Consider the following 12,717-nt stretch of genomic DNA (forward strand, 5'->3'; position numbering starts at 1 on the left):
CCTTTATCGTTGGATATTATACATCTAAGTAAGTTAAGAAAAGGAGAAATTGGTCATGCTATGTACAATGGAAAATCGCGCTAGTCTCCTTGATCTTCTGTACCTTCATCATCTAGATCGTTGTCCAGTATTAAACGATCAGAATCTGGTAGCAAAACTTGAGCTACTTCTGGAAAATGTTGTTGCATACACTGATCGCAGACGCCGTGGGTAAATTCTACGTCAGAGTGATGTTGGATAAACGTCTCAACCGTTGACCAATACCCTTCGTCATTACGAATTCCTTTACAATAAGAGCAAATGGGAATCAGACCGTCCATGATCTCTATTTTTTCTAACGCTTGTGCCAATTGAGAAGAAACTCTCTTGAGTTCTAATTGGGTAACCACTTGACGCGCTAAAGCTTCCAAACTGTTTTTTTGTCCTTCTGATAATGTTTTTGGCTGGCGATCAATGACACAGAGCGTGCCAATCACATATCCTTGGGGGGTAATTAAAGGAACACCAGCATAGAAGCGAATGCCTGGAGCACAGGTAACTAAAGGATTCTCGGCAAAGCGTTGATCGCACATCGTATCGTTAACGATCATTGTTGTTTCACCTAAAATGGTGTGAGCGCAAAATGAGACATCTCGACTTGTTTCCTCAACGTTGAGACCTATTTTTGATTTAAACCACTGGCGATCTCCATCAACTAAACTAATTAAGGCAATGGGAACATTGCAAATAAAAGCTGCCAGTCTAGTAATGTCATCATATGCCGATTCAGAAGGAGTATCGAGGATTTGATATTGTCGAAGGGCTTCGAGTCGGGCTGCTTCTAACGCAGAGGGCTTAGCTTTCATAATGATTCCTTTGGTACTCAATTGCTACAATCCCGAATTCGGTAGCTAACTTGAGTAATCTCCTCACAGAAACTAAATCATTTCATCACGGTGATTAAGAGTGATCTCAAGACAATTTACTTAAAGAGGCAAGGAATTGTTGATTCACTACAATAGTCTTTACTGCTTACTATCTTCTATAAAAACTGAGTCGTCATCCCGTCTCAGTTATTAAACTTAACTCAAGGGAGAATAGAAAAAAAACTGAACTCTCTTTTCAAGCTCAAGTTCCAACCAATCTAAACCATGGCTACTTCCTCCACTACACCAGCTTTCAAGGGAATAAGGGATGAAAAAATCGTCCTTTTTTCAGCGGTACAAGTTTCCAAGTGGTATCAAATGGGAGAGGTGCAGGTGCAAGCGCTCAAATCCGTGGATCTGCAACTGTACGAAGGGGAGTTTGTCGTGTTCTTAGGGGCATCGGGGAGCGGCAAATCAACTTTACTGAATATTTTAGGCGGATTGGATATTCCCAGTACGGGTGAAATCTTTTTTCGGGGAAATAACCTCACCACCGCCAGGGAAGCGGAGTTAACGCAATATCGTCGGGAAAATGTGGGGTTTGTCTTCCAGTTTTATAACTTGATTCCTAGTTTGACCGCAGCCGAAAATGTTGCCCTCGTGACCGAATTAGCCCATCATCCTATGTCCCCGAAAGCTGCATTAACCTTAGTCGGATTAGAGGATCGCCTCAATCATTTTCCTGCCCAACTTTCAGGCGGCGAACAACAACGGGTTGCGATCGCGCGCGCCATTGCCAAACGTCCAGAGGTCTTATTTTGTGATGAACCCACGGGCGCGTTAGATTTTCAGACTGGAAAGCGAGTGTTAGAGGTGTTGAATCAGGTGAATCAAGAATTTGGCACAACCATTGCGGTCATTACCCATAATGCCGGGATTGCTGAAATGGCAGATCGCGTCTTGTTGATGCGCAGTGGGGAGATTGTAGAGATTCGAGAAAATGAAACTAAAAAATCCCCTGACCAACTGGAGTGGTAGCAATGATTTCGCCTTTAGATCGGAAACTTTTTCGGGAGTTGTGGCAACAATGGGGACAACTGAGCGCGATCGCGCTAGTGGTGGCTTGTGGCATTGCTTGTTTTGTCTTGATGCGCAGTGGCTACCATTCCCTCAATTTGACACAAAGGGCTTATTATGAGCAGTATCGCTTTGGAGAAGTCTTTGCCGAACTCAAGCGCGCCCCGCAATGGCTAGAGCAAGAAATTGCAGCGATTGAGGGAGTCGCACAAGTGCAGACGCGCATTGTTGCTGATGTCACCCTTGATGTACCCGGATTAGATGAACCCGCCAGCGGACGCTTGATTTCTTTGCCTAAACACCGCGAAGGAATGCTCAATGATTTATTTATCCGTCATCCCGGAGAGTTTCCTGATCCGCAACACTCAGAAGAGGGATTAGTCAGTGAAGCCTTTGCCAAGGCCAATGATCTCAAGCTGCAAAGTAAAATTGGCGCAATTCTAAACGGACGCTGGCAAGCCTTACAAATCTCAGGCATTGCCCTTTCTCCTGAATATGTCTATGCGGTTTCGGGTGCGGGGAGTCTTTATCCGGATGATCGACGCTTTGGGATTATTTGGATAAATGAAAGCGCTTTAGCCAATGCGTTTGATCTCGATGGCGCATTTAATAGCGTTTCGCTGACCTTAACCCCGAATGCAAATGAAACGGCTGTGATTGCGCAATTAGACGATTTGCTCGATCCCTACGGTGGATTAGGGGCATATGGCAGAGACGATCAAGTGTCGCATCGGATTATTAGTGATGAAATCAAAAGTTTAGAAGTTTCCGCGACGATTCTGCCCACTCTCTTTCTCGCGATCGCTGCTTTTTTATTGCACGTTTTGCTCTCTCGCCTCATTGCCACGCAACGACAACAGATTGCAGTACTCAAAGCCTTTGGTTACAGCAACGGTCAAGTCGGATGGCACTACCTCAAGTTTATTCTGGTTGTCTTCAGTGCTGGGGCCATTTTAGGAGTCGGATTAGGATTGCAACTGGGATACGGCTTAACGCAAATCTATACGGATTTTTTCCATTTCCCCTTATTGCGTTACGAAGCTGGTTTACCGTTAGTGGTTGCTGCCTTATTGGTCAGTGGTGGGGCAGCTTGTGTTGGCGGTTTAATGGCAGTTCGCAGCGCGATCGCGCTTCCCCCCGCCCAAGGAATGCGACCGGAACCCCCCGCAACGTTTCGCCCGACTCTCATCGAACAATTGGGCTTACAACAGTTCTTTTCTCCCGCCGGACGGATTATCTTACGCAACTTAGAACGTCGTCCCGTTCGCGCCGGTTTATCCATTTTAGGCATTGCTGTTTCTGTGGCGATTCTCCTCACCGGGTTTTATTTACGAGATGCCCTAGATTGGCTAATGACAGTGCAGTTTCAGGTGATCCAGCGTGAGGATGTCACCTTAATTTTCAATCAACCCCGTTCTCAACGCAGTCTATATGACCTCAATCATCTCCCTGGAATCCTCTATGCGGAAGAATTTCGGATGGTTCCCGCCCGTCTGCGCCACCAGCATTATCAACATCGTCTTGCAATTACTGGCTTACCACTAACAGGGGAATTGCGCCAACTTATTGATCGGCAATTGCATGAAGTTCCTTTACCCCCAGACGGGTTAGTCTTAACCAATAAACTCGCAGCAATTCTCCATCTACAACCGGGCGATTTTGTGCAAGTGGAAGTCTTAGAAGGGGCACAACCCAAACGACAGATCCAAGTGACGGGCTTAGTGGATGAAATGGTTGGGTTATCCGCTTACATGAATCTTGAGGCTTTAAACCAAATGATGCGCGAAGGTCGGACAATTTCCGGGGCGTATGCGATTATTGATCAGGCACAAGAAGACAAGCTATACCATCAATTAAAACAAACCCCTGTTATTGAAGGCGTTTCCTTTCGGGATGCACTGATCGAGAGTTTTGAAGAAATTAGTGGGGAAAATATGCAAATGATGACGGGAATTCTCGTGATCTTTTCCTGCATCATTACCTTTAGCGTTGTCTATAATTCTGCTCGCATTGCCCTTTCTGAACGAGGTCGGGAGTTAGCCAGTCTCAGGATTATGGGCTTTACGCAAACTGAAATTGCTCTGATTTTATTGGGAGAACAAGCGATTCTTACCCTGTTTGCCATTCCCGTTGGTATTGGCTTTGGTCTGGGGTTATCTGCTTTAATGGTCAAAGCCTATGATTCGGAATTGTATCGCTTGCCCTTCGTCATTAGTCGCGCCACCTATGGTTTCACCACCATCACCGTGATCATTGCGGGTCTAATTTCTGGTTTCATCATTTATCGTCAACTCCAAAAACTTGATTTAATTGCGGTTTTGAAAACTAGAGAGTAATCAGCACTTAAAATTAAACTATGAGAATTGAGCTGATCCATTCGTCTGTGGTTCAATCCACTCAGTAACATGAAACTTTCCCAGTTCCGCCCTCGTTTATTCCGTTCTGAAGAAAGCTCAGAAAATGGTGTCACTCCCCCCAAAAAACGCTTTCGATTGCGACCTTGGCTTTATATTCTCGGTGGGTTAGGCATAACCGGTGCTGTGTTCTTCCTCTTTCGTCCCAGTCCGATTGTAGTCGATGTTGCAACTGTTAAACGGGAAGAACTCTCCGTAACCATTACAGAAGAAGGGGAAACCCGAGTGCGCGATCGGTATGTGGTTTCTTCGCCCGTTGCTGGCTATTTGCAGCGTCTTGAATTAGATGAAGGCGATACCATTACTGCTGGCGAAACCATTGCTCAAATTGATCCGCTGATTCTCGACAGTGAAGTGCAATCTCTACTCGCTGAAATTGAAAGTCTCAAAGCCGAAAAATCCGGGGTTGCAACTCTCAGACCTAAAAGTGCTGCCCTAACTCAAGCCGAGGCAAATATTTCCGCCACAGAAAGCCAGATTTCTGCCTCAAAAGCAGTCATCCAAGAACTACAAGCGCGATTGCAACAAGCGAAACACGATCGCGCAAGAGCGGAATTTCTCCGCCAACAAGGCGCAATTTCAGAACAAGCCCTAGAATCAGCTCAACTCAATGAAACCGCGATCGCGCAAAGTTTAGCAGTTGCCCAACAAGACCTCAATCGTGCCCAAGCTGAACTTAAACGGGCACAAGCGCGTCGGGAAGAATTACAAGCCGAACAACAAGATCCGGACTATCTCCTCAGTGTCTATGATTCACAAATTCGGAGTTTAGAAGCTCAACTCGCAGAACGAACGGATCGTGCCCAACGCACTAAGATTAACTCCCCTGCGAATGGTCAAGTGTTACGCATTCACCAAAAAAGTGAACAGTATGTGGAAGCGGGTGTATCGCTGTTAGAACTCGGTAATCCCAAAGATCTCGAACTGGTTGTTGATGTGCTTTCTACTGATGCGACTCAAATTGAACGCGGCGATCGCGTTTTAATAGAACAGTGGGGAGGGGATGAACCGTTAGTGGGAACCGTGAGACGAATTGAACCGGCAGCCTTTACGAAAGTATCAGCCCTTGGTGTAGAAGAACAGCGCGTCAATATCATTATTGATTTTGTTGACATCCCCAATCATTTAGGCGATCAATACCGCGTGGAAGCCCAAATTGTTGTCTGGGAACAAGAAGATATCTTACAAATTCCCATTAGTTCCTTATTTCGCTGCGAACAGGGCTGGTGTATTTTCACCGTAGAAAATGGCAAAGCAGAACGGATTCCGGTTGAAATTGGACAACGGAATAACCTTGCAGCACAGGTCAAGTCAGGCTTAGAGGAAGGAGAACAAGTCATTCTTTATCCCTCCGAACGCATTGAAGCGGGAACGAAAATTACCCCCTCACTCTAGTTTGTCGATAGTGTTTTGTACGGTTTCATACAGTGGTTGATTCCCTTGGTCTTGATATAATTGAGCCGCCTTTTCCAAATCCGCGATCGCGCTCTCTTTTTCGCCCATCGCCGCCCGAGTGACACCGCGATTGGCATAAGCATCTGCTAAATCAGCATTTAAGTCTAGGGCTTGGTTATAATCGGCGATCGCGCTTTCTAATTTTCCTTGTTGAGCATGAGCAATTCCCCGATTGAGATAGATTCGCTCTTGATCAGGTTTCAGCTCAATTGCGCGATCATAATCAGCGACGGCTTTTTCATACTGACGCAGTTGAGTATGTGCCAAAGCGCGATCGTAGTAAGCACCGGCATTCTTTGGATTCAGCTCAATTACTTGCGTTTGATCGGCAATGGCTTTGTCAAGTTCTCCCAATTCTAAATAACTAACGCCTCGAAAATAATAGGCTTTTTCTGCTGCTGGATCGTTATTAATTGCTTGCTCAAACGCTTCAACTGCCGTTTGATAGTCCCCTTGTTGATAAGCTGTCATCCCTTGTTCGAGTGCAGAGGACTGCGTTTGCGCCCAACTCGGTGCAGCCGGCACAATTGTAATCAACAACATGATCAAGGTGGAAATTAGAAGAATAGCCACTTGTCTTGGCTTTAGGAATTGAGGTGTCATGGTGAGTTTTTTCTTGACGATTCGACCCTGATTGTAAAACGAATCGGTTAGCAGGGAAACCTACTATTAGTTAGTCAAACTCTCTTTGAGATAATCAATGAGACTAAACCCACCAATCAAAATTCCTGAGACAACAATCAAGGCGAGGAAACACACGACTAATCCAGCTAAACAAATCGCCCCGTCATCTTCTTGTAACCCAAAACCAATAATAAAAATGCCAATTGCCGGTAAAGTATTGGTTCCCGGAATCGGAATCATCATCGAAATTGACATCAGCGCGATCGCGCTTCCTAAAATGACACGCCCCCCAAAACTGGTACAGATATAGCTCAAACGAGGACGAGATAGATTTTCTAAACGCTGCAGCCAAGGAACTCCTTTATTAATAAAACCTTGCACTTGTTTTAAATCTAACTGATGATGACGAACCCGTTGCGGAAGCCAAGGTTCTTGTGCCCCGAACACCATTTGGCTGGCTAGTAAAAACATCACCACACCAAAAGGAATCGAATAACCGGGCGCTGGAACCGGTAGTGCAGACGGGAGAGAAAGAAGAACAAATAAAAAACCAAAAATGCGTTCTTTTGTTATTTCTAAGAAGTCAGCTAAATCAACTTGTGCGGCTCTCTCTTCTTCACAAAAATAACGGTATAACTCACGAGATAGTTTTGCCATTCACCCTCATATTGACCACAATTATCTAATGCATAAGCTTTCAATGCTTACTCGTGAGCAATTATAGACAATTCTGACCTCATTCTTAATATAACCGTCGTAAAATATAGTCGGCGAGTTCTCGCAGCGCTTGGGTTGAAGCAGAATCTTTTAAGGCATGGTCTAAACATTCTACAGCTACGTGGCTATGATGAGCAGCAAGTTCCCGCGTCCGTTCAATCCCACGACTTTCTTTTACGAGCGCGATCGCGCGTTCTAACTCGCCTTCGCCCGTAAACTCATTTTCTACTAAATCTTTTAATTCCGGCTTTTCTTCAAAGGCATAGAGCACCGGTGCGGTTAAATTCCCACTTTTGAGATCCGAACAAGCTGGTTTGCCAAGGACTTCACTCGTTGCCGTAAAGTCGAGGATATCATCCACAATCTGAAACGCTAAACCGAAATTCCGTCCATAATGATAGAGTTGCTCACATACCTCGGGAGAGACCCCACTGAGCACGCCTGCCGCTTTTACGCTATTGGCAATCAAAGAGGCTGTCTTATAGTAACTCTTTTCTAAATAATCTGTAATCGATAGTTCTACATCAAACTGACTCAATCCCTGACGAATTTCACCTTCGGCAAAATCGCGAATGACCTCGGATAGCAGTTTGACAACTGCTAAATTATCCAAATTTGCTAAATACCAAGAGGATTGAGCAAAGAGAAAGTCTCCTGCCAGTACGGCAATCCGATTGCCAAATAAACTATTAACAGTGGCAACATTCCGGCGGGTTTCTGAGTCATCCACCACATCATCATGAACTAAACTGGCGGTATGAATCATCTCCGTAATTTCTGCCAACCGTCTATGGTATGATGTTAGATCATTTCCAACCAGTGTTGCCCGAGAAGCTAATAAAACGATAGCGGGGCGCAAACGTTTTCCGCCAGCCCCAAATAAATGTTCTGCCGCCGCACCCAGGATCGGGTGACGCGCTCCAACGAGTTGTTTTAAGTTATCTGTCAATAAGCGCAGGTCTTCATCAACAGGAGCAAATAAGGATGTTACAGAGGTCATCGGTAAGCCTATATAGGGCGCAGTAGTAGATAAATGTTTACATATCTTTATAACAATTCTAATCTAAGCTTTACCGACATGAAAACAAGTACGAAAAGAAAAGCCACTCTCTTGTCAGTTCTTTCCCTTTTGGGCACTGAGTTTGAGAAGCTGACAAAAAATGATTGTCCAACCTAAAAATTTAGGTGATCTCTTTTCAGAATTGTGCTAATCTTATCATTAAGGTTTAAATAAATTTTAAACCTTAAGCTAGTTAATCTAAATTGAGTTGTAGAGACAGCTAGGACTTTTCTTCAGGGCGATTGAGAAAGTACCCCTTTACAAGGTTCTGTTACCATGCAAATGCTTGGTCCACCGGAATTAGCCGCAGCTTTGCCAAGAGCAAGAAAAATTGGCAAGGAATATTTTCTAATTTGAGTACGTCATAGATACTCACCTAGAATTGAAGACAAGCTGGTTAATTTAATCCCTAGTAAAGATTATTGTAAGCATTAGCCTCGCCAAAAGAAGGGAACTAGCAGACTCTTAATTAACTGTCCACTCCTCGCAACCACTTAATGATGAATATGTCCATTCTGATTCCACTTCTTGCTATTTCCTACCTCACGATGGTTTACGGTGTTCTGTTTCTAGCGCAACGGGTGCGTGATGTCCAATCGAATCGCACCTAGTGCCAGCTAGCGAAGCAAGCATCACTCAATAATTAATCCAAATTAGGATAAAATGATCACGGCTTAACTCTAGCCGTGTTTTTTTGCTGGATTAAAAATGAGTGACTCCCAACAAACTAATCTTTTTGAGGATACTCCCTCTATTTCTCCACAGCAGTGGGAGCGAATCCCCTTTGATCCTCAAATCTCGATTCTCCCAGGAACCTACAAAAATTTGGATGAACTAGCCCATCATTGTCGCCAATGTCAACGTTGTGAACTGGCTCAAACTCGGACGCAAGTCGTTGTCAGTCGTGGTAATCCAAAAGCAGATGTCATGGTTATTGGTGAAGCCCCAGGGCAAAGCGAAGATGAGCAGGGTTTGCCGTTTGTCGGTAAATCAGGACAGTTACTCGATAAAATTCTCGCTTCGGTTGAATTAAGCCCTGAAGAAGATGTTTATATTTCTAATATTGTCAAGTGCCGTCCGCCCCAAAATCGAAACCCCTCGACCAAAGAAATCAATGCTTGTAAATCTTATTTGTTAGAGCAAATTAATCTCGTTAATCCCAAAATTATTCTCTTTACCGGTGCAACGGCTTTGAAGGGGTTGACGGGAGAAAAAAAAGGAATCAGCAAAATTCGCGGTCAATGGTTGAATTGGGAAGGGTATTGGGCAATGGCAATTTTTCATCCCGCCTATCTGTTAAGGAACCCTTCGCGCGAAAAAGGGAAGCCTAAGTGGTTAATGTGGCAAGATATGCAGTTAATTCGACAAAAATTAGATGATCTGAGAAAAATTAAATAAGAAACAAAGTCACAAAATTAGGAGTGGTACTTCAGTAAAGGCAGGGGCAGTTGGGTCCGTGTTTGAAAGTAAACGCACCTTCGGTGAAGTTACTTTCAGTCAATTGGAAAAGCACGTGAAAATACTGTTGTTTTCATACTTGGATCACATTAAAATCAAACCAAGAACAAGATATTCTGATTAAATTAATTTCTTATATTTAGTTCGGAAATCTTTGATCAAAGTGATCTTAGTCTGAAAAAGAGATCGTTAGAAGCGAATTCCTGGAGTAAAAATAAAGATGCCTGCCTTAACTTCTGGACACCTTAAACAAAATAGCTTGGAGTTACTGAGGATTTACCAAAGTGACCAGAATCCAAAAATTCGGAATCAGATTGTAGAACTTAACATTGGTTTAGTTCGCAAAGAAGCGCATCATTGGGTTAACCAATGTAATGAAAGTTATGAAGATTTAATCCAGGTGGGATGTATGGGGTTAATCCGCGCGATCGAGCGGTTTGAACTCTCGAAAGGGAATGCGTTTAGTTCCTTTGCTGTCCCCTACATTCGGGGTGAAATTCAACACTATTTGCGCGATCGCAGCACATCCGTAAAAATTCCGCGACGGTGGCTAGAATTACGACAAAAAGCGACAAAAGTAACGTATCAATTACGAGAAGAATTACAACGCGATCCCACTGATTCTGAGATTGCAAGCCAACTTAACGTCTCTCCGAGTGAATGGCAAGAAGTTAAACTTGCGGCTAAAAACCGGGAACCCTTGAGTTTAGATATGCCAATGGGCTCGGGAGAGGGAGATGAAACCACTAGTCTTGGCGAGCTTGTACCCGATAGTCAATACCGTAGTTTTCAACTTGCTCTAGAAGACCAAATTCGACTACAACAAGGATTAATCGGACTTGAGGAGCGGACACGCAAAGTTTTAGAATTTGTCTTCCTCCATGATCTGACCCAAAAGGAAGCTGCAGAGGTTCTTGGTGTGAGTGTAGTAACTGTTTCTCGCCGTCTTAAAAAGGGTGTCCAATTGCTTAAAAATAAAATGTTATGAGTGAGGCATTTCAAAACTTGAAGGTGTTATACTCAACAGCAACCGAGTTGGAAGGAAGAATTAAGGATGAAACAGCCATTACTAATCCAGCTTTCAATTATTTTAGGATTGTCTTTAAGTAGTTGCCAGTTACTTCCCTTTGGTACAGAAACAGAATCAGTGAGTGACGGTGCTAACTCGACCTCTTCTCCAGAGGAAGAATTGGCTTCGGAACCAGTGGATATTGAGGAAGAAAATCAAGCAGTAGAAACGAAAATTGAAAAAACAGCGCCTCCAACTCGAAAAGTTGCTGGATTGAAAAAAGCAACCGATCCAGAAGAATTTATTCAAGGGCGAGGGATTACTCCAGGAGAAAATCGTAGCGATCCCTTTAACCTCTTCCCCATTGCACCTGATGGAGAAGTGAGACGGCAACCCACTGCATCTAATTCACCGACGGAACCCTTACCCAGTTTACCGACCGATCAACCGGCACCGCCTCCAGAACCCAAATTAGCAAGAGCAGTGCAAGTGCAGGGAGCTGTAAAAATCGGCAATCAAGTAACAGCAATTTTAAGGGCTCCTAACGAACAAACCAGTCGTTACGTGCGTCCGGGACAGTGGATTGCTAATAACCAAGTATTAGTAAAGCGAATCAATATTGATCAAAGACCTACCCCTACTGTTGTTTTGGAAGAGCTAGGAATTGAACAAGAAGTCGTTAAAAGCGTGGAAGAAGGGATGGCAGTTGATGCGACCACGGTTGAGCAGAAGTCTATTGGGCAGCTCCCACCACTACCCCCACCTCCTCCATCTTCCATTTAAGGCGAACTCCTAAACAGTGGCAATGTCTTCTTCTTTTGCTTTCAGGAGCTCATCCACCTTAGCGACATATTTATCGGTTAGTTTTTGGATTTTTTCCCGAATATCATGAGCTTCGTCTTCAGATAGTTCATGATTTTTTTCGGCTTTGCGCACCTCCTCAATCGCATCGCGACGAATGTTGCGAATGGAAACTCGACCTTCTTCGGCATATTTGCCGGCAATTTTCACTAGTTCTTGCCGACGTTCACTAGTAAGAGGGGGAATATTCAGGCGTACAATTTCACCATCATTGTTGGGGGTTAAACCCACATCGGACATCGAGATCGCTTTTTCAATTTGTTCCAAACTTCCCTTATCGTAGGGTTGAATGGTAATAGTTGTGGCATCAGGCGTGCTGATGTTCGCTAAAGATTTGAGGGGGGTTTCCATGCCATAGTAATCAACCATTACGCGGTCAAGTATAGAAGCATTTGCCCGTCCGGTGCGTAAGCTATTGAAAGACTGTTGCGTCGCATCAATCGCTTTTTTCATTTTACTTTCAACGTCTGATAATTTCATTTCGGCCCTCCGACCAATGTTCCAACAGTTTCTCCTTGAACAACACGCATGATGTTGCCGCGTTGCAGAAGATTAAAGACGACAATCGGAATGTTATTATCCCGACACAGCGCGATCGCGCTCCCATCCATCACTCGTAAATTTTGACTCAGAACATAAGTATAGGTGAGATGTTCAAATAAACGAGCATCAGGATTAGTATGGGGATCACTATCATAGACCCCATCCACTTGGGTTGCCTTAAATAGGATTTCCGCGTCAATCTCTGCTGCTCGTAAAGCGGCAGTTGTGTCAGTAGTAAAAAAGGGATTCCCAGAACCCGCAGCAAAGATGACCACTCGTTTTTTCTCCAAGTGCCGAATTGCCCGTCGCCGAATGTAAGGTTCAGCCACTTGTTGCATTGTAATTGCACTTTGGACTCTTGTGGGAACCCCAACCTGTTCTAATGCATCTTGCAGGGTCAACGCATTCATTACCGTAGCAATCATGCCGATATAATCAGCCGTTGCTCGATCCATTCCGGCAGATGCTGCTTTGACCCCTCGAAAGATATTCCCTCCACCAACGACAATCGCCATTTCGATGCCAGTTTTAACAATTTCAGCGACTTCTTGAGCAATTTCACTGACCACAGTTGGGTCAATGCCGTATTGTTGGGTGCCCATCAAGGCTTCCCCACTTAATTTTAGTAAAACCCTTTTGTAACTCATCCTTATG

The 12,717-nt window shown here is 44.3% G+C and carries 12 protein-coding genes; 6 read left to right on the top strand and 6 right to left on the bottom strand.

The features are described 5' to 3' along the window. Positions 1 to 80: 80 nt before the first annotated feature. The gene (locus GVY04_08035) at positions 81 to 845 is read right to left on the bottom strand and encodes a GAF domain-containing protein (protein NBD16085.1); all 765 of its coding nucleotides are present in this window, start codon (positions 843 to 845) and stop codon (positions 81 to 83) included. Between the two features lie 285 nt (positions 846 to 1,130). On the opposite strand from GVY04_08035, the gene GVY04_08040 reads away from it, so the two are divergent. The 3 genes from GVY04_08040 to GVY04_08050 all read left to right on the top strand — a co-directional run bounded on the left by GVY04_08040 (position 1,131) and on the right by GVY04_08050 (position 5,731). Further along, positions 1,131 to 1,883, top strand: a complete 753-nt coding sequence (locus GVY04_08040) for an ATP-binding cassette domain-containing protein (protein NBD16086.1) — start codon at positions 1,131 to 1,133, stop codon at positions 1,881 to 1,883. Between the two features lie 2 nt (positions 1,884 to 1,885). Next, positions 1,886 to 4,258 (top strand): FtsX-like permease family protein, encoded by a 2,373-nt coding sequence (locus GVY04_08045; GenBank protein ID NBD16087.1) that lies wholly within the window; start codon positions 1,886 to 1,888, stop codon positions 4,256 to 4,258. 69 nt (positions 4,259 to 4,327) lie between these two features. Next, complete coding sequence (locus GVY04_08050; protein NBD16088.1) at positions 4,328 to 5,731, top strand: HlyD family efflux transporter periplasmic adaptor subunit; 1,404 nt, start codon at positions 4,328 to 4,330, stop codon at positions 5,729 to 5,731. Here GVY04_08050 and GVY04_08055 read toward each other — a convergent pair. The 3 genes from GVY04_08055 to sds form a co-directional block, all read right to left on the bottom strand. After that, entirely contained in the window at positions 5,723 to 6,394 is a 672-nt protein-coding gene (locus GVY04_08055) for a tetratricopeptide repeat protein (GenBank protein NBD16089.1), read from the bottom strand. The genes GVY04_08050 and GVY04_08055 overlap by 9 nt on opposite strands. A gap of 66 nt (positions 6,395 to 6,460) precedes the next feature. Further along, complete coding sequence (locus GVY04_08060; protein ID NBD16090.1) at positions 6,461 to 7,072, bottom strand: exopolysaccharide biosynthesis protein; 612 nt, start codon at positions 7,070 to 7,072, stop codon at positions 6,461 to 6,463. Positions 7,073 to 7,157: 85 nt separating this feature from the next. Beyond that, the gene (gene sds, locus GVY04_08065; GenBank protein NBD16091.1) at positions 7,158 to 8,132 is read right to left on the bottom strand and encodes a solanesyl diphosphate synthase; all 975 of its coding nucleotides are present in this window, start codon (positions 8,130 to 8,132) and stop codon (positions 7,158 to 7,160) included. 768 nt (positions 8,133 to 8,900) lie between these two features. Here sds and GVY04_08070 point away from each other — a divergent pair. The 3 genes from GVY04_08070 to GVY04_08080 all read left to right on the top strand — a co-directional run bounded on the left by GVY04_08070 (position 8,901) and on the right by GVY04_08080 (position 11,442). Next, on the top strand, positions 8,901 to 9,590 hold the full coding sequence (locus GVY04_08070; protein NBD16092.1) for a uracil-DNA glycosylase: 690 nt from the start codon (positions 8,901 to 8,903) through the stop codon (positions 9,588 to 9,590). A 280-nt stretch (positions 9,591 to 9,870) separates the two neighbouring features. Then, a complete protein-coding gene (locus GVY04_08075; GenBank protein ID NBD16093.1) occupies positions 9,871 to 10,638 on the top strand; it encodes a sigma-70 family RNA polymerase sigma factor in 768 nt (255 codons plus the stop codon). A 66-nt stretch (positions 10,639 to 10,704) separates the two neighbouring features. Continuing rightward, positions 10,705 to 11,442, top strand: a complete 738-nt coding sequence (locus GVY04_08080; GenBank protein ID NBD16094.1) for a hypothetical protein — start codon at positions 10,705 to 10,707, stop codon at positions 11,440 to 11,442. Between the two features lie 9 nt (positions 11,443 to 11,451). Here the strand turns inward: GVY04_08080 and GVY04_08085 are convergent, their stop codons facing one another. Then, complete coding sequence (locus GVY04_08085; protein ID NBD16095.1) at positions 11,452 to 12,000, bottom strand: ribosome recycling factor; 549 nt, start codon at positions 11,998 to 12,000, stop codon at positions 11,452 to 11,454. Further along, positions 11,997 to 12,710 (bottom strand): UMP kinase, encoded by a 714-nt coding sequence (locus GVY04_08090; protein ID NBD16096.1) that lies wholly within the window; start codon positions 12,708 to 12,710, stop codon positions 11,997 to 11,999. Before GVY04_08090 ends, GVY04_08085 begins: the two co-directional genes overlap by 4 nt. Between the last annotated feature and the right edge of the window lie 7 nt (positions 12,711 to 12,717).

The organism is Cyanobacteria bacterium GSL.Bin1, assembly GCA_009909085.1.
Lineage (GTDB): Bacteria > Cyanobacteriota > Cyanobacteriia > Cyanobacteriales > Rubidibacteraceae > Halothece.

What these genes read in the sequence shown, in the direction of transcription:
- GVY04_08035 (NBD16085.1), bottom strand. Translation starts at nt 845, where the DNA reads ATGAAAGCTAAGCCCTCTGCGTTAGAAGCAGCCCGACTCGAAGCCCTT.
- GVY04_08040 (NBD16086.1), top strand. Translation starts at nt 1,131, where the DNA reads ATGGCTACTTCCTCCACTACACCAGCTTTCAAGGGAATAAGGGATGAA.
- GVY04_08045 (NBD16087.1), top strand. Translation starts at nt 1,886, where the DNA reads ATGATTTCGCCTTTAGATCGGAAACTTTTTCGGGAGTTGTGGCAACAA.
- GVY04_08050 (NBD16088.1), top strand. Translation starts at nt 4,328, where the DNA reads ATGAAACTTTCCCAGTTCCGCCCTCGTTTATTCCGTTCTGAAGAAAGC.
- GVY04_08055 (NBD16089.1), bottom strand. Translation starts at nt 6,394, where the DNA reads ATGACACCTCAATTCCTAAAGCCAAGACAAGTGGCTATTCTTCTAATT.
- GVY04_08060 (NBD16090.1), bottom strand. Translation starts at nt 7,072, where the DNA reads ATGGCAAAACTATCTCGTGAGTTATACCGTTATTTTTGTGAAGAAGAG.
- sds (NBD16091.1), bottom strand. Translation starts at nt 8,132, where the DNA reads ATGACCTCTGTAACATCCTTATTTGCTCCTGTTGATGAAGACCTGCGC.
- GVY04_08070 (NBD16092.1), top strand. Translation starts at nt 8,901, where the DNA reads ATGAGTGACTCCCAACAAACTAATCTTTTTGAGGATACTCCCTCTATT.
- GVY04_08075 (NBD16093.1), top strand. Translation starts at nt 9,871, where the DNA reads ATGCCTGCCTTAACTTCTGGACACCTTAAACAAAATAGCTTGGAGTTA.
- GVY04_08080 (NBD16094.1), top strand. Translation starts at nt 10,705, where the DNA reads ATGAAACAGCCATTACTAATCCAGCTTTCAATTATTTTAGGATTGTCT.
- GVY04_08085 (NBD16095.1), bottom strand. Translation starts at nt 12,000, where the DNA reads ATGAAATTATCAGACGTTGAAAGTAAAATGAAAAAAGCGATTGATGCG.
- GVY04_08090 (NBD16096.1), bottom strand. Translation starts at nt 12,710, where the DNA reads ATGAGTTACAAAAGGGTTTTACTAAAATTAAGTGGGGAAGCCTTGATG.